Annotated in this window: 10 protein-coding genes; 6 read left to right on the top strand and 4 right to left on the bottom strand. The window is 72.4% G+C overall.

All coding sequences use genetic code 11. The features are described 5' to 3' along the window. Window positions 1-84: 84 nt before the first annotated feature. Window positions 85-1,761, top strand: a complete 1,677-nt coding sequence (locus OHS17_RS09225; protein ID WP_330311766.1) for a glycoside hydrolase family 13 protein — start codon at window positions 85-87, stop codon at window positions 1,759-1,761. Further along, a complete protein-coding gene (locus tag OHS17_RS09220; RefSeq protein ID WP_330311765.1) occupies window positions 1,746-2,816 on the top strand; it encodes a LacI family DNA-binding transcriptional regulator in 1,071 nt (356 codons plus the stop codon). The genes OHS17_RS09225 and OHS17_RS09220 overlap by 16 nt, the downstream gene beginning before the upstream one ends. A 69-nt stretch (window positions 2,817-2,885) precedes the next feature. Here the strand turns inward: OHS17_RS09220 and OHS17_RS09215 are convergent, their stop codons facing one another. After that, window positions 2,886-3,713: a hypothetical protein gene (locus OHS17_RS09215; protein ID WP_443066163.1), complete on the bottom strand. Its 828-nt coding sequence runs from the start codon at window positions 3,711-3,713 to the stop codon at window positions 2,886-2,888. 567 nt (window positions 3,714-4,280) lie between these two features. On the opposite strand from OHS17_RS09215, the gene OHS17_RS09210 reads away from it, so the two are divergent. The 4 genes from OHS17_RS09210 (at window position 4,281) to OHS17_RS09195 (ending at window position 13,971) form a co-directional block, all read left to right on the top strand. Then, on the top strand, window positions 4,281-5,996 hold the full coding sequence (locus OHS17_RS09210; protein ID WP_330311763.1) for a carbohydrate-binding module family 20 domain-containing protein: 1,716 nt from the start codon (window positions 4,281-4,283) through the stop codon (window positions 5,994-5,996). Window positions 5,997-6,081: 85 nt separating this feature from the next. Continuing rightward, entirely contained in the window at window positions 6,082-11,406 is a 5,325-nt protein-coding gene (pulA, locus tag OHS17_RS09205) for a pullulanase-type alpha-1,6-glucosidase (protein WP_330311762.1), read from the top strand. 97 nt (window positions 11,407-11,503) lie between these two features. Continuing rightward, window positions 11,504-13,540, top strand: a complete 2,037-nt coding sequence (locus OHS17_RS09200; RefSeq protein WP_330311761.1) for an ATP-binding protein — start codon at window positions 11,504-11,506, stop codon at window positions 13,538-13,540. Window positions 13,541-13,620: 80 nt separating this feature from the next. Continuing rightward, window positions 13,621-13,971 carry a 5-carboxymethyl-2-hydroxymuconate Delta-isomerase gene (locus OHS17_RS09195; protein WP_330311760.1) on the top strand — a complete coding sequence of 117 codons (351 nt, stop codon included), beginning with the start codon at window positions 13,621-13,623 and terminating at the stop codon, window positions 13,969-13,971. 4 nt (window positions 13,972-13,975) lie between these two features. On the opposite strand, the gene OHS17_RS09190 is transcribed toward OHS17_RS09195, so the two are convergent. From OHS17_RS09190 to OHS17_RS09180, 3 genes are read right to left on the bottom strand one after another with little or no spacing between them, the layout of a single operon-like run. After that, a complete protein-coding gene (locus OHS17_RS09190) occupies window positions 13,976-14,698 on the bottom strand; it encodes a TetR/AcrR family transcriptional regulator (RefSeq protein ID WP_330311759.1) in 723 nt (240 codons plus the stop codon). A 34-nt stretch (window positions 14,699-14,732) separates the two neighbouring features. After that, the gene (locus OHS17_RS09185) at window positions 14,733-15,824 is read right to left on the bottom strand and encodes a PDR/VanB family oxidoreductase (protein WP_330311758.1); all 1,092 of its coding nucleotides are present in this window, start codon (window positions 15,822-15,824) and stop codon (window positions 14,733-14,735) included. A 2-nt stretch (window positions 15,825-15,826) separates the two neighbouring features. Next, window positions 15,827-16,732: a metal-dependent hydrolase gene (locus OHS17_RS09180; protein WP_020207441.1), complete on the bottom strand. Its 906-nt coding sequence runs from the start codon at window positions 16,730-16,732 to the stop codon at window positions 15,827-15,829. Window positions 16,733-16,784 lie beyond the last annotated feature (52 nt).

The raw sequence follows: 16,784 nt of genomic DNA, 5'->3' as shown, positions 1-16,784 counted from the left end.
ACGACCGCACGCACCAGTCACGGTGGCGCCGGAATCCCGACCCGGTCCCGGCGCCACCCCCCACCCAGACACCCCAGGGACGACATGACCCAGCACCTCGCTGCCCCCTCCACCGGCACGTCCGACGACGCCGCCGGCCACCGCACCGGCTGGTGGCAGGACGCGGTGATCTACCAGGTCTATCCGCGCAGCTTCGCCGACGGCAACGGTGACGGCATGGGCGATCTCGCAGGCGTACGCGGCAGACTCCCGTACCTCAGGGAGCTCGGCGTCGACGCGGTCTGGCTCAGCCCCTTCTACGCGTCCCCGCAGGCCGACGCCGGGTACGACGTCGCCGACTACCGGGCCATCGACCCGATGTTCGGCACCCTGCTGGACGCCGACGCGCTCATCCGCGACGCCCACGACCTGGGCCTGCGGATCATCGTCGACCTGGTGCCCAACCACTCGTCCGACCAGCACGAGTGGTTCAAGCGCGCGCTCACCGAGGGCCCCGGCTCCGCGCTGCGCGACCGCTACCACTTCCGTCCCGGCAAGGGCGCGAACGGCGAACTCCCGCCCAACGACTGGGAGTCCATCTTCGGCGGCCCCGCCTGGACCCGCACGGCCAACCCGGACGGCACCCCCGGCGACTGGTACCTCCACCTCTTCGCGCCCGAGCAGCCCGACTTCAACTGGGAGCACCCGGCCGTCGCCGACGAGTTCCGCTCGATCCTGCGCTTCTGGCTCGACATGGGCGTCGACGGCTTCCGCGTCGACGTCGCGCACGGCCTGGTCAAGGCCGAGGGGCTGCCGGACCTGGGCACCCACGACCAGCTGAAGCTGCTCGGAAACGATGTCATGCCGTTCTTCGACCAGGACGGGGTGCACGAGATCTACCGCAGCTGGCGCACCATCCTGGACGAGTACCCCGGTGACAGGATCGCGGTCGCCGAGGCGTGGACCCCCACCGTCGAGCGCACCGCCAACTACGTGCGCCCCGACGAGATGCACCAGGCGTTCAACTTCCAGTACCTGGCCACCGCCTGGGACGCCGCCGCGCTCCGCGAGGTCATCGACACCTCGCTCGACGCGATGCGGCCCGTCGGCGCCCCCACCACCTGGGTGCTGTCCAACCACGACGTCACCCGGCACGCCACCCGGTTCGCCAACCCCGCGGGCCTCGGCACCCAGATCCGCACCCCCGGCGACCGCGAGCTCGGCCTGCGCCGGGCCCGCGCGGCGAGCCTGCTGATGCTGGCGCTGCCCGGCTCCGCCTACGTCTACCAGGGCGAGGAGCTCGGCCTGCCCGACGTCACCGACCTGCCCGACGAGGCCCGCCAGGACCCGTCGTTCTTCCGGGCCGACGGCCAGGACGGCTTCCGCGACGGCTGCCGCGTCCCGATCCCGTGGACCCGCGAGGGCTCCTCGTACGGCTTCGGCGCGGGCGGCAGCTGGCTCCCGCAGCCCACCGGCTGGGGTGAGCTGAGCGTCGAGGCGCAGACCGGCGCGGCCGGCTCCACCCTGGAGCTGTACCGGGCCGCCATCGCCGCCCGCCGGGCGCACCCCGGGCTGGGCGCGGGCGCCGAGGTGCGCTGGCTGGATGCCCCGGAAGGGCTGCTCGCCTTCGCCCGCCCCGGGTTCGTCTGCACCGTCAACACCACGGGCGCCCCGGTCCGCATCCCCGTACCGGGCACGGTCCTGCTGTCCAGCGCGCCGGTCGAGACCGACGGCGACACGGTCGAGCTGCCCGCCGACACCACGGTGTGGTGGACGGTGTGACGTCCGTCCCCCTGCCGAGGGGCCCCGGCGCGGGCGGTGCGCTCAGGCTGTCGGACATCGCCGGCCAGGCGTCCGTCAGCGAGGCGACCGTCAGCCGGGTGCTCAACGGCAAGCCGGGCGTCGCGGACACCACGCGTCAGCGGGTGCTCGCGGCGCTCGACATCCTGGGCTACGAACGGCCCGTGCGGCTGCGGCAGCGCAGCGCCGGGCTGATCGGTCTGGTCACCCCCGAGCTGACCAACCCGATCTTCCCGGCCTTCGCCCAGTCCGTGGAGCAGGTGCTCGCGGGCCACGGCTACACGCCGGTGCTCTGCACCCAGCTGCCCGGCGGCGCCACCGAGGACGAGCTGGTCGAGCAGCTGGTCGAGCGCGGCGTCGGCGGCATCGTCTTCCTGTCCGGGCTGCACGCCGACACCTCGGCCGACCCGGCGCGCTATGCCGCGCTGACCGAGCGCGGGGTGCCGTTCGTCCTGATCAACGGCTACAACGAGCGGATCAGCGCCCCGTTCGTCTCGCCCGACGACACCGCCGCCGTGCGGATGGCGGTGAGCCATCTCGCCGAACTCGGCCACCGCCGGGTGGGCCTGGCCATAGGGCCGCAGCGCTATGTGCCCTCGCGCCGGAAGCGGGACGGCTTCGTGGACGCCGCGGTCTCGGTGCTCGGCCTGGACCGGGCGGACGCCGAACTCCTGGTCTGCTCCACGCTGTTCAGCGTCGAGGGCGGTCAGGTCGCGGCGGGCGCGCTGCTCGACCGGGGATGCACGGGGATCGTCTGCGGCAGCGACCTGATGGCGCTGGGCGTCGTCCGCGCGGCCCGGGACCGGGGGCTCGACGTGCCGCGCGACGTGTCCGTGGTGGGCTTCGACGACTCGCAGCTCATCGCGTTCACCGACCCGCCGCTGACCACGGTCCGCCAGCCGGTGCAGGCGATGGCGGCGGCCGCGGTGGGCGCGCTGCTCGAAGAGATCGGCGGCAGCCCCGTACAGCGCACGGAGTACGTGTTCCAGCCGGAGCTGGTGGTCCGGGGCTCGACGGCGGCGCTGCGCAGCGCCTGAACGGGCACACGCACGGGAAGGGAGCCGGAGCCGGGTCCGGAGGGGGGACCCGGCCCTCGACGGGCGGGGTCAGTCCTCGCCGTCGCCGTCCTTGAAGAGGCGTACGGTGCCGAGGATCCGGCGGATCGTGGCGTCGGACACCTCGTCCGGGACGCCGTGCGCTCCGACGTAGGTCCACGAGACGAACTTGCCCTCCGCGTTCTTGAAGGCGAACGTCATCGCCTTGCCGTCGGTGTCGCACTTGGCCTTCTTCGGCGACCCGGACGACGTGACCGTGACGAGGCTGCCCTCGACGCCCGACTTCGTACGGAACGACTCGGGCTCACCCACCGTCAGGCGCGAGCGGTCGGGCTGGGTGTAGAGGCCGTAGACCCAGGTCTTCGCGGTGTCCTCGGCGGCCTCGGCCGCGCTCTTGGCGCCCTGCTCGCCGGTGGTGCCGACCGAGGCGAGCGAGTACGTGTCGGGGCTGCCGTCCTTGTCGTCGTCGGACGTGCACCACTTCTCCTTGAGGATCGCCGGGGCCATCATGGCGACCAGCGGTTTCTCCTTGGGGTCGTCGTTCTCCGTCACGTAGCTCACCCAGCTCGCGGACTGGCGCTTCCAGGAGGCGGGCACGTCGAAGCTGATGCCGCGCTTGGCGTTGGCCACCGTGTTCCAGCCGGGGACGAGCGGGTCCGAGCCGCCGCCTCCGGCGCCCCGGTCCGTGCCGCCGCCGCCGCTCGCCGACGCGCTCGCGGTGGGCGTCGGCCGCGGACCGGCCTCGTCGTTCCCGTCGTCGCGGAGGGTCAGGTAACCCACGGCCGCGCAGGCCACGACGACCGCGGCGGACGCGGCCACCACGGCGACCGTGGTCCGGTTGCGGCGGGGGCGGGGCGGTTCCGGGGCGCTCATGCCCATGGTGGGCGCGGCGTGCCAGTCGGGGGTGCCGCGGCCGGGCTGTGCCGGGTGCGAACCGGGCTGCGTGCCGGGCGTGTTGGGCTGATCGGGGTGCGACTGCTCTCCTGGCCACATGGGGCGAGCCTAGCCGCGGGCCGGGTACGGGCCCGGGCCCGGGCCGGGTACGGGCCCGGGGCGGGTCGACACAGGAGAGGCACCGGAGGTCGGCCCGGAGTGGGCCGGCGGGGAGGTGTGACCGCCGGTGCCTCTCGTGTTCCTGACCGGCCCGGCCGCCCGGGCGCGTGGGGCCCGGGGTAACGGGACCCCCGGCCGGCCGGACCGGAGTCGGGAGAAACGTAACAGGGCTGCAATGTCTTGCGTAAGACCTTGCAGGAAGAAATCCGCGGTATTTCGTGGATGTGAGCGGGCGGTGTCCAAAGGGTTGACCGGGACCTGTCGGGCTCGTACGGTCTCGCTGCGGCAAGGTTTGCATTCTTGCAGCAAGAACCTTCAGGAGCCTTGAGGGCAGGGCGCGTTGCCGATGAGGCTGCACCGTCACCCGCATTTCCCCCACAGCAGGAGGAAAACATGGCCAGCAGACCCCTGTCTGCCGCGCTCGCCCTCGTCGCGGGAGCCGCCGCCCTCGTGGTCCCCGCCACGACGGCCGAGGCCTCCGCCCCGGGCACCAAGGACGTCACCGCCGTCCTCTTCGAGTGGAAGTTCGACTCCGTCGCCAAGGCGTGTACGGACACCCTCGGCCCGGCCGGCTACGGCTTCGTCCAGGTCTCGCCGCCCCAGGAACACATCCAGGGCAGCCAGTGGTGGACCTCGTACCAGCCGGTCAGTTACAAGATCGCCGGGCGGCTCGGAGACCGTACGTCCTTCGCCAACATGGTCAGCACCTGCCACAGCGCGGGCGTCAAGGTCGTCGCGGACTCGGTCATCAACCACATGACCAGCGGCTCGGGCACCGGCACCGGCGGCACCTCGTACACCAAGTACAACTACCCGGGGCTGTACTCCTCGGCCGACATGGACGACTGCACCGCGCAGATCAGCAACTACGGCGACCGCGCCAACGTCCAGAACTGCGAGCTGGTCGGGCTCGCCGACCTGGACACCGGCGAGGACTACGTACGCGGCAAGATCGCCGGATACCTCAACGACCTGCTCTCGCTCGGCGTCGACGGATTCCGCATCGACGCGGCCAAGCACATGCCCGCCGGTGACCTCGCCAACATCAAGTCCCGGCTGAGCAACCCGGGCGTCTACTGGAAGCAGGAGGCGATCTACGGGGCCGGCGAGGCCGTCTCGCCCGACGAGTACGCGGGCAACGGCGACGTCCAGGAATTCCGCTACGCCCGCAGTCTCAAGCAGGTCTTCAACAACGAGAACCTCGCCAATCTGAAGAACTTCGGCGAGGGCTGGGGCTTCATGCCCTCCTCGACGGCCGCGGTGTTCGTGGACAACCACGACACCGAGCGGGGCGGCGACACGCTGAACTACAAGGACGGCGCGAACTACACGCTCGCCAGCGTCTTCATGCTGGCCTGGCCCTACGGCTCGCCCGACGTCCACTCCGGCTACGAGTGGTCCGACAAGGACGCCGGTCCGCCCAACGGCGGCACGGTGAACGCCTGCTACAGCGACGGGTGGAAGTGCCAGCACGCCTGGCGCGAGATCTCGTCCATGGTCGGCTTCCGCAACACCGCGCGCGGTGAGGCCGTCACCAACTGGTGGGACAACGGCGGCGACCGGATCGCCTTCGGGCGCGGCTCCAAGGCGTACGTGGCGATCAACCACGAGGGCTCCTCGCTGACGCGCACGTTCCAGACCTCGCTGCCCGCCGGCGACTACTGCGACGTCCAGTCCGGCAAGGGCGTCACGGTCAACGGCTCCGGCCAGTTCACCGCCACCCTCGGCGCCAACACCGCGCTGGCTCTGCACACCGGCGCCCGCACCTGCGGCGGCTCCACCGGCACCACCGACCCGGGTACGGGGACCGGCACCTCCGGCGCCTCCTTCGGCGTCAACGCCACCACCCAGCTGGGCCAGAACATCTACGTCACCGGCAACCAGTCCGCGCTCGGCAACTGGAACACCGGCAGCGCGCTGAAGCTGGACCCGGCGACGTACCCGGTCTGGAAGCTCGACGTGAACATGCCCGCGGGCACCGCGTTCGAGTACAAGTACATCCGCAAGGACGCGAGCGGCAACGTGACCTGGGAGAGCGGTGCCAACCGCACGGCCACGGTGCCGTCCTCCGGCCGGGTCACGCTGACCACCGACGTCTGGCGCGGCTGACCTCCACCCCCCACCGCCGGGCGGGCCGTCCCCCAGCGGCCCGTCCGGCCCCGCACACCCCCGTACCCCTCCGAGGAGAGCCCGAGTGAAACGTCCGTACCCGCGCGTGCCCGCACGCAGAACGGCGACAGCCGTCGTCGCGGCCGCCCTGTGCGCGGCCCTGGTGCCCGCGCTGCCCGCCGCCGCGGCCCGGCCGCCCGCCGCGCCCTCGGACGCCAAGCTGGCCGCCCAGGCCACCCGGCACGACCTGACCCGCGAGCAGTTCTACTTCGTGATGCCCGACCGGTTCGCCAACGGGGACACCCGCAACGACCGCGGCGGGCTGACCGGTTCGCGCCTGGAGACCGGCTACGACCCCACAGACAAGGGGTTCTACCAGGGCGGCGACCTCAAGGGGCTGACCGACCGGCTCGACTACATCAAGGACCTCGGCACCACCGCCATCTGGCTCGCGCCGATCTTCAAGAACCGGCCCGTCCAGGGCACCGGCAAGGACGCCTCGGCCGGCTACCACGGCTACTGGATCACCGACTTCACCCAGGTCGACCCGCACTTCGGCACCAACGCCGACCTGACGAAGCTGATCGACAAGGCCCACCGCAAGGGCATGAAGGTCTTCTTCGACGTCATCACCAACCACACCGCCGACACCGTCGACTATGCCGAGAAGACCTACGGCTACCGGTCCAAGGGCGCCTACCCCTACCTCGACCGCGACGGGCGCCCCTTCGACGACGCCGCCGGCATGGCGAGGACGGACGCCGACTCCTTCCCGTACAAGCCGGTCAGCGGCGGCGGCAAGACGCCGTCCTGGCTCAACGACCCGACGATGTACCACAACCGGGGCGACTCGACGTACGCGGGCGAGTCCACCACGTACGGCGACTTCTCCGGTCTGGACGACCTGTGGACGGAGCGGCCCGAGGTCGTCTCCGGCATGGAGAAGATCTACGAGAAGTGGGTCCGCGACTTCGACATCGACGGGTTCCGGATCGACACCGTCAAGCACGTCGACATGGACTTCTGGACCCAGTGGGCCACCGCGCTCGACGCGTACGCGGCCAAGCACGGGCGCAAGGACTTCTTCATGTTCGGCGAGGTCTACTCCTCGGACACCGCCGTCACCTCGCCGTACGTCACGCAGGGACGGCTGGACGCCACGCTCGACTTCCCGTTCCAGGAGGCGGCCCGCCAGTACGCCTCGCAGGGTGCCCCGGCCTCGAAGCTCGCCGCCGTCCACGGCGACGACTACCGGTACACCACCGACAAGGCCAACGCCTACGAGCAGGTGACCTTCCTCGGCAACCACGACATGGGCCGCATCGGGACCTTCCTCAAGCAGGACAACCCGGAGGCAGGTGACGCGGAGCTGGTGAAGCGCGCGGAGCTCGCCAACGAGCTGATGTTCCTCGGCCGGGGCAACCCCGTCGTTTACTACGGCGACGAGCAGGGCTTCACGGGCGCCGGCGGCGACAAGGACGCCCGCCAGACGATGTTCGCCTCGAAGACCGCCGACTACCTGGACGACGACGAGCTGGGCACGGACCGCACGCACGCCTCCGACGCGTACGACGAGAGCCACCCGCTCTACCGCAACATCGCCGCCCTCTCGAAGCTGACCCGGGACAACCCGGCGCTCCGCGACGGAGTCCAGACCGAGCGGTACGCCGAGGGCCCGGTGTACGCCTTCTCGCGCACCGACGCCAAGCGCGGCACCGAGTACGTCGTCGCCACCAACAACGGCACCTCGGCGAAGACCGTCGAGCTGCCCACCGGATCCGCCCGCATGGACTTCCGTACGCTGTACGGCGGCAAGGGCACGGTCCGCAGCGGCGCCGACCGGAAGGTCACCGTCACCGTCCCGGCCCTGTCGAGCCTCGTGCTCCGCGCGGCCGAGCCCCTCGCGGCCCCCACCGCCAAGCCCTCCGTCACCCTGAAGGCCCCCGCCGCGGGCGCCACCGGCACCGTCGAGCTGACCGCCGACGTGGACGGCGGCTCGCTGAACCGGGTCGTCTTCGCCGCCCAGACCGGCAACGGCAAGTGGACCACCCTCGGCACCGCCGACCACGCCCCGTACAAGGTCACCCAGACGCTGAGCGACAGGACCGCCGCCGGAACACCGCTGCGCTACAAGGCCGTCGTGGTGGACCGCACCGGCCGCACCGCGAGCGCCACCGCCTCCTCCACCGCCGGACAGGCGCCCGCCCCCGCCAAGCCCGTCGCGGTCGAGCGGGACTACGCCGTCGTCCACTACAAGCGCGCCGACGGCGACTACGACGGCTGGCAGGTCAAGTCCGGCGAGACCACGGCCGACTTCGCGGGGCGCGACGCGTACGGCGCGTTCGCGTGGATCAAGGTGCCCGAGGGCGCCGCCACCGTCCCGTACACCGTCGAGAAGTCCGGCACCACCGACGGGCCCGAGCGCACCGTGGACCTCGCCGAGACCGGTGAGGTGTGGATCGCGCAGGGCGAGGACGGCCAGGCCGGCACCGCACCCGACGGGGCCTACCCGGAGCAGGACAAGACCAAGGCCGTCCTGCACTACTACCGCGCCGACGGCGACTACGACGGCTGGGGGCTGCACACCTGGACCGGCGCCAAGGAGCCCACGGACTGGGCCAAGCCGCTCCAGCCCGTGAAGAAGGACGCCTCCGGGCTCACCTTCGAGGTCCCGCTCGCCGACGGGGCCACCTCGCTCAGCTACATCCTGCACCGGGGCGACGAGAAGGACCTCCCCAGCGACCAGTCCCTCGACCTCGCCACGTACGGCCACGAGGTGTGGATGCTCGGCGGCCGGGGCGGCTACCTGCTCCCGCAGGCCGGAGGCGTCCCGACGCCCGACCTCACCAAGGCCGAGGCGCAGTGGATCGACGCCGGCACCGTCGTCTGGAAGGTGAAGGCCACCGAGGCCACCAGCCAGCAGCTCGTGTACGCGGAGAAGGGCGGCATCACCGTCAAGGACGGCGCCCTCAGCGACGAGGGGCAGTGGCTGCGCCTCACCCCGGCCGCGCTCACCGACGCCCAGAAGGCGAAGTACCCGCACCTCAAGGACTACCCCGCCTTCACCGTCGACGCCCGGGACCGCGACCGCGTCCGCGACGCCCTGCGCGGCCAGCTCATCGCCACCCAGCGCGCCGCCAACGGGGCCCTGCTCGCCGCCACCGGGGTGCAGAGCGCCGGAGTCCTCGACGACCTCTACGGAGCGAAGGCGAGCGGGGCCGCGCTCGGCCCGGTCTTCCGCCACGGCACCCCCACCCTCTCGGTGTGGGCGCCCACCGCCCGTACCGTCGCGCTCGAACTCGACGGGAAGACCGTGCCCATGCGGCGCGACGACCGCACCGGCGTCTGGTCCGTCACCGGGAAGAAGAGCTGGACCGGCAAGCCCTACCGGTACGTCGTGAACGTCTGGGCGCCCACCGTCCAGAAGCTCGTCACCAACAAGGTCACCGACCCCTACTCCACCGCCCTCACCACCGACTCCGCCCGCAGCCTCGTCGTGGACCTGGAGGACCGGAAGCTCGCCCCCAAGGGCTGGGACACCCTGCGCAAGCCCGCCGCCGTGCCGCTGCGCGACGCGCAGATCCAGGAGCTCCAGATCCGCGACTTCTCCATCGCGGACCCCACCTCCAAGCACCCCGGCGAGTACCTGGCCTTCACCGACACCCGCTCCGACGGGATGAAGCACCTCAAGCAGCTCGCCGACGCCGGGACCAGCTACGTCCACCTGCTGCCCGCCTTCGACATCGGCACCATCCCCGAGAAGAAGAAGGACCAGCAGAAGCCGGCCTGCGACCTGTCCGTCTACGCCCCCGACTCCGCCGAACAGCAGGCATGCGTGGCGAAGGCCGCCGCGAAGGACGCCTTCAACTGGGGCTACGACCCGCTGCACTACACCGTCCCCGAGGGCAGCTACGCCTCCGACCCCGACGGCACGAAGCGCACGGTCGAGTTCCGGCAGATGGTCCAGGGCATCAACGGCGCCGGTCTGCGGACCGTCATGGACGTCGTCTACAACCACACCGTCGCCTCCGGCCAGGACGACAAGTCCGTCCTCGACCGGATCGTGCCCGGCTACTACCAGCGGCTCCTGGAGGACGGCACCGTCGCCACCTCCACCTGCTGCGCCAACACGGCCCCCGAGAACACCATGATGGGCAAGCTCGTCGTGGACTCGATCGTCACCTGGGCCAAGGAGTACAAGGTCGACGGCTTCCGCTTCGACCTGATGGGCCACCACCCCAAGGCCAACATCCTGGCCGTCCGCAAGGCCCTCGACGCGCTGACCACCGCCAAGGACGGCGTGGACGGCAAGAAGATCATCCTGTACGGGGAGGGCTGGAACTTCGGTGAGATCGCCGACGACGCCCGCTTCGTCCAGGCCACCCAGAAGAACATGGCCGGCACCGGCATCGCCACCTTCTCCGACCGGGCCCGCGACGCCGTACGCGGCGGCTCCCCGTTCGACGAGGACCCCGGCGTCCAGGGCTTCGCCACCGGCCTCTACACCGACCCCAACACCTCCACCGCCAACGGCACGCAGGCCGAGCAGAAGGCCCGCCTGCTGCACTACCAGGACCTGATCAAGGTCGGCCTCACCGGCAACCTCGCCGACTACACCTTCACCGACACCTCCGGGAACACCGTCAAGGGCTCCGGCGTCGACTACAACGGCGCCCCGGCCGGGTACGCCGCCGCCCCCGGCGACGCCCTCGCCTACGCCGACGCCCACGACAACGAGACCCTGTACGACGCGCTCGCGTTCAAGCTCCCGGCGGGCACCCCGGCCGCCGACCGGGCCCGCATGCAGGTCCTGGCCATGGCGACGGCGACCCTCTCGCAGGGCCCCGCCCTCTCCCAGGCCGGCACGGACCTGCTGCGCTCCAAGTCGCTGGACCGCAACTCCTTCGACAGCGGCGACTGGTTCAACGCCCTGCACTGGGACTGCCGGGCCGGCAACGGCTTCGGGCGCGGACTGCCGCCGGCCGCGGACAACGAGGCCAAGTGGTCCTACGCGAAGCCCCTGCTGACCAACGCCACGGTCAACCCGGGCTGCGCGCAGATCAACGGCGCCTCGGCCGCGTACCAGGACCTGCTCACCATCCGCACCACGGAGAAGGACTTCGACCTGGCGAGCGCCGCGCAGGTGCGGTCCCGGCTCGCCTTCCCGCTGTCCGGCAAGGACGAGACCCCCGGCGTGATCACCATGCGCCTCGGCAAGCTCGTCGTCGTCTTCAACGCGGCCCCCGGTACCACCACCCAGAAGGTGACCGCGCTGGCCGGAAAGGACTACGCCCTGCACCCCGTTCAGGCGAAGGGGGCGGATCTTACCGTCAAGAAGTCCTCGTACGAGCGGAGTTCGGGCAGCTTCACCGTTCCGGGACGCACGGTGGCGGTGTTCACCCTGCGCTGACCGCCGCAGGACTACCGTATGGGCAGCCGCCCGGGGGTGTCGCTCCACACACACCCCCGGGCACGCCTTTCCCTCCACCTGTGCAGCGACGGTGACGATGGCCAGCAACCTCCCCGAGGAGACCACCAGCTTTGTCGGACGGACGGCCGAGCTCACCGGGCTCGAACACGCCCTCGCCACCGGCCGGCTGACCACCCTCACCGGCACCGGAGGCGTCGGCAAGACCCGGCTCGCCCTCCGCGCCGCCCGCCGCGCCGCCCCCGGCTACCGCGACGGCGTCCGGTGGGCCGACCTCGCCCCGCTGCACGACGACGAACTCCTCCTCGCCACCGTCTCCGACGCGGTCGGCCTCAGCGACCACACCCTGCGCCCGCCCATCGACGTACTGTGCGAATGGCTCGCCGACAAGCAGCTCCTGCTCGTCCTGGACTCCTGCGAGCACCTGCTCCCCGCCTGCGCCCACCTCCTCGGCGAGATCCTCACCACCTCGCCCGGGCTCACCGTCCTCGCCACCAGCCGCCAGCCCCTGAGCCTGCGGGGCGAACAGCTCGTGGAGGTCGACCCGCTGCCCGTCGACGGCGCCGCCGACGCCCTCACCCTCTTCCGGGAACGCGCCACGGCCGCCGCCCCCGCCACCCCGTTCCGGGAACCGGGCACCGCCGAGGCGGCCGCCGACATCTGCCGCCGCCTCGACGGCATCCCGCTCGCCATCGAGCTCGCCGCCGCCGCGGTCGGCCGGCAGAGCGTCCAGGAGATCGCCCAGCGCCTCGGCTCCCGGCTCGACGTCTTCGCCGACAGCACGCTCCGCCCGGTCCGCCACCGCACCCTGCGCACCACCGTCGGCTGGTCCCACGAGCTGTGCACCCCGCTGGAACGGCTCCTGTGGGCCCGGCTCACCGTGCTGCGCGGCGACTTCGAGGAGGACACCGCCGTCACCGTCTGCGCGGGCGGCCCCCTCACCGAGGACGGCGTCCGCACCGCCCTGCGCGGCCTGGCCGCCAAGTCCGTCGTCAGCCGGGAGGGCACCCGGCACCGCATGCTCGACACCCTGCGCGAGTACGGCCGGATGTGGCTCGTGGAGCTCGGCGAGGAACGGGAGGCCGCCGACCGGCACGCCGCCTGCTTCCTGCGCCTCGCCCGCAACGCCCACGCCGGGTGGACCGGCGACGACCAGATCCTCTGGTACCACCGCATCGCCGACGCGCACGCCGACCTGTGCGCCGCGCTCGACCACCTCCTCGCCCACGACCCGGCCGCCGCCCAGGAGATGGCCGGCCGCATCGGCTTCTTCTGGTGCTGCTGCGGCCACCTCCCGCAGACTCGGGGGTACGCCCAGCGCGCCCTGGACACCGGACCGCCCGACGGCCCCCACCGCACCCGGGTGCTGTGGGTGCTCGGCATCTGCGTCCTGCTCCAGGGCGACTACCCGGCCGCCGAACGCATCGGCCGCGAGTGCGTCCGCGAGGCCGCCGCCGACGGCACCGACGAGGGCATCCTCGCCGCCGCCTATCTGCGCGGCCTCACCCACCTGATGACCGGCGAGCCCGAGAAGGGCCTCCACGAGGCGCGGCGGGTGCTGCGGACCACCGCCTCCGGGACCCGGCTCGAAGCGGCCTACCGGCTGCGCTGCCACCTCATCACCGTCTTCGCCCTCACCGGGCTCGGCCGCCTGGAGGAGGCCGCGTCGGCCGCCGTGGTGCTGCGGGCGGCCTGCGAGGCCCAGGACGAGTGCTGGACCCGGTCCTACGTGGACTATCAACTCGCCCTGATCGCCCTGCTCCAGGGCCGCGCGGCCCCCGCCGCCGCGCACGCGCGGGCCATGCTCGCGGGCAAGCACCGGCTCCGCGACCGCTTCGGCATCGCGCTCGGCCTGGACATCCTGGCCGCCGCCATCGCGGCCCAGGGCGAGGGCGCCAGGGCCGCCCGCGTCTACGGCACCGGACAGGTCTACTGGCGCATGGTCGGCCACCCCCAGCGCGGCACCCCCGAGCTCGGACCCGTCCGCGAGACCTGCGAGCGGCGCGCCCGGGAGGCGGTCGGCGACGCGGCCTACCGGCGTGCCTTCGAACAGGGCCGCGCCGACAGCGCGGAGGCGGGCCTCGCCCTGGCGCTCCACGGGGAACTGCTCACATAGTGAATCGTTGTTGTGCGCCCTCGCCGGTACGGGAAGGCTGGACGGCGTCCGCCCACGCCCCGACCGCCCCGGAGGCCGTCATGCCGCAGATCACCGTCGACTACTCCGCCGAGCTCGGCGACGCCTTCGACCGCCCCGCGTTCGCCCTCGCGCTGCACCCGGTCGTCGCCGAGACCGTCGACACCAAGATCGCCGCCTGCAAGACCCGCTTCCGGCGGGCCGAGGAGACGGTGGTCGCGGACGCGCCGGACGGCGACGCGCTCGTCCACGTGGACATCTCGCTGCTGCCCGGCCGCACCCCGGAGACCAAGGCCCGGCTCACCGAGGCCGTCCTGGAGCTGCTGCGCGCCCACCTCGGCACGGTCACCGGTCCGATGCTGCACCTCTCGGCGGAGGCCCGGGACCTCGACCCGTCGTACCGGAAGGTCTGAGCCGCTACGGCAGCCGCTGCGTGGGCACCGCCGGAACGGCCGGTGCCAGCGCGGAGAGCCGGGTCAGCAGGTCCCCGAACGGCCCGTCCGCCGGTTCCCGCGCCAGCACCCGGAGCACGATGCCCGCCATCTCCTCGTCGTACGCCGCGCTCACGGCGGCCAGCGCGGCGAAGTCGTGCACGAGCTGCAACTCCAGCTCCGCCCGGGGCACCCGGCGCCCGTCCAGCCAGAGCAGCGCCGTCGACTCGGCGAGCGACACCCAGGACCGTACGACCAACTCCAGCCGGGCCGGGGGCTCCCCGACGTCCAGGTGGGCCAGGATCTGCTCGCAGGCGGCTTGGCGCACCCCGTCGATCATGGCGTTCGCCGTGGACGAGCCCACCGCCGGACCGCCCCGCATCAGCGCGGCGAACCCGGGCCCGTGCTCGTCCACGAAGTCGAAGAACCGGCCCATCACCCGCAGCAGCCGGGCGCCCAGCGGCCCTTCGTGCGGCTCCATGAACCGGGCCGCCAGCTCGTCGGCCGCCCGGCGCAACGCCGCCTCGTACAGGCTCTGTTTGCCTGGGAAGTAGTGGTAGACCAGGGGTCGCGAGATCCCGGCCGCCGCCGCGATCTCATCGATCGACACCTCGTCCGGCGCCCGGTGGCTGAACAACTCCAGCGCGACGCCGATCAGCTGCTGCCTGCGCTCCTCGACGCCCATCCTGCGCCGCACCCCGGTCGTCATGCCCCCAGCGTACCGACCGGTGGGTCCGGCCGGATCAGAGGTCCAGCACCAGCCGCTCCCCGCCCCGGCACCGGGAGACGCAGATCAGCATGGAGTCCGCGCGCTCCGCGTCCGTGAGCAGGTCGTCGTGGTGCTCCACCTCGCCCGCCAGGACGCGCTGTTGGCACGTACCGCAGAAGCCCTGCTCGCAGGAGTACGCGACATGCGGCAGTTCGGCGCGCACGGCGGCCAGCACCGACTGGTCCGCCGCGACCGGGACCGTACGCCCCGAGCGGCGCAGCTCCACCTCGAACGGGGCCGCACCGGCCGGGTCCGGACCCGGCGCCGTGAAGCGTTCCAGGTGCAGGGTGCAGCCGGGCGGCAGGGCGGCGGCGACCGCCTCCATCAGGGGCTCCGGGCCGCAGCAGTGGACCGCCGTGCCCTCGGCCGCGTCCGCGAGGGCGGCGGCGAGGTCCGGGTGGCCCGCCTCGTCCTGCGGGACGACCGTGACCCGGTCCCCGTCGGCGCCCAGTTTCTCGACCTCCTCCACGAACGGCATCGTGTCCCGGCTCCGGCCCCCGTACAGCAGCCGCCAGTCGGCGCCCTCGGCGGCCAGCCGGCGCACCATCGGCAGGACCGGGGTGATGCCGATGCCGCCGGCGATCAGGAGGTGGGCGGGGGCGTCGGCGAGCGGGAAGCGGTTGCGCGGGCCGCGCACCTCGACCTCGGCGCCCTCGTGGAGCGCGGTGTGCACCTCGCGGGAGCCGCCGCGCCCGTCCTCGACGAGCCGGGCGGCCACGGTGTACGCGCCGGTGTCGGCGGGGTCCCCGCACAGCGAGTACTGCCGGACGAGACCGGAGGGCAGCACCAGGTCCAGATGGGCGCCGGGCTCCCAGGCGGGCAGGTCCGGCCCCTCCAGGCGGAGTTGGACGACGCCGTCGGCGGGGCTGGTCCGGCCGGTGACCAGCAGCCGCCGTCCGGTGGTCGAACGGCTCGTGTTCCGGCCGGATACGGGCTCGTCCAGCGCGGGCATCGGCCACAGCGGGGACTTCTGGATGCGGCGGCGCATCGCCCGCCGGGCGAGCAGCACGGCTCCGGCCGCCACGGCGACCGTGAGCGGGCGGGGGAGGGGCAGGGAACGCGGCATGGTCAGCGGGCTTCCGTCGTACGGGCCTCGGCCGCGACGGCGGCGGGCGAGCGGGTGAGGTAGTCGACGGCCTGGGCCGTGCTGCCCTCCTGCGAGGGGTGGTACGTACGGCTCAGATAGCGCGGGACGGAGCGCAGGATCGACGGGGTGCTGGGCAGGGTGCCGTGCCGGCCGCTGCGGTAGAACTGCCCGAAGGACGCCTTGCCGTCCAGCAGGCTCGGGTCGTTCTCCATGAAGAACCGGGTGCCGCGCTGCCAGAGGAAGAGCAGCGCGGAGAACGCCGTCGCCCAGGTCCGCACCCGCCGCCGGTAGCCGCCGTCGACGTGCATGAACACGTCGAAGGCGACCGAGCGGTGCTCGACCTCCTCGGCGCCGTGCCAGCGCAGCAGGTCCAGCATGGTCGGGTCGGCCCCGCGCCGGTCCAGCTCGTCGGCGTTGAGTATCCAGTCGCCGAGGAAGGCGGTGTAGTGCTCGATCGCCGCGATCGTCGCCACCCGCTCCTTCAGCCACCAGGTCCGCGCCCGGCCCGGCGGCAGCGTCCGGTCGCCGAGCAGCTTCTCGAAGAGCCAGTCGACCTGCGCGGTGTACGGCGTCGGGTCGAGCCCCAGCTCCTTGAGGTGCGGGAGCACGTCGTCGTGGGCCTGGGAGTGCATCGCCTCCTGGCCGATGAAGCCGATGACGTCCTGGCGCAGCTCCTCGTCGTGGATGTACGGGAGCACCTGGCGGTAGACGTGGATGAACCAGCGCTCCCCGGCGGGCAGCAGGAGGTGGAGCACGTTGATGGTGTGCGTGGTGAACGGATCGCCCGGCACCCAGTGCAAGGGGGTCCGGTCCCAGGCGAAGCTGACCCGGCGGGCCTTGAGGGCGGTCCGCTCCGCCGCGACCGCCGCTGGCTGCGTGTTAGACATGTTGTCAAAATACTGAGCGGTAAGCCCGGGGAACAGGGGCGTGCGCCGAATT

It is taken from the genome of Streptomyces sp. NBC_00523 (assembly GCF_036346615.1).
GTDB lineage: Bacteria > Actinomycetota > Actinomycetes > Streptomycetales > Streptomycetaceae > Streptomyces.
The sequence above is the reverse complement of the archived record's forward strand: the minus strand, read 5'-3'. Positions and strand labels throughout refer to the sequence as shown.

What these genes read in the sequence shown, in the direction of transcription:
- OHS17_RS09225 (WP_330311766.1), top strand. Translation starts at nt 85, where the DNA reads ATGACCCAGCACCTCGCTGCCCCCTCCACCGGCACGTCCGACGACGCC.
- OHS17_RS09195 (WP_330311760.1), top strand. Translation starts at nt 13,621, where the DNA reads ATGCCGCAGATCACCGTCGACTACTCCGCCGAGCTCGGCGACGCCTTC.
- OHS17_RS09210 (WP_330311763.1), top strand. Translation starts at nt 4,281, where the DNA reads ATGGCCAGCAGACCCCTGTCTGCCGCGCTCGCCCTCGTCGCGGGAGCC.
- OHS17_RS09180 (WP_020207441.1), bottom strand. Translation starts at nt 16,732, where the DNA reads ATGTCTAACACGCAGCCAGCGGCGGTCGCGGCGGAGCGGACCGCCCTC.
- OHS17_RS09190 (WP_330311759.1), bottom strand. Translation starts at nt 14,698, where the DNA reads ATGACGACCGGGGTGCGGCGCAGGATGGGCGTCGAGGAGCGCAGGCAG.
- OHS17_RS09200 (WP_330311761.1), top strand. Translation starts at nt 11,504, where the DNA reads ATGGCCAGCAACCTCCCCGAGGAGACCACCAGCTTTGTCGGACGGACG.
- OHS17_RS09185 (WP_330311758.1), bottom strand. Translation starts at nt 15,824, where the DNA reads ATGCCGCGTTCCCTGCCCCTCCCCCGCCCGCTCACGGTCGCCGTGGCG.
- OHS17_RS09215 (WP_443066163.1), bottom strand. Translation starts at nt 3,713, where the DNA reads ATGGGCATGAGCGCCCCGGAACCGCCCCGCCCCCGCCGCAACCGGACC.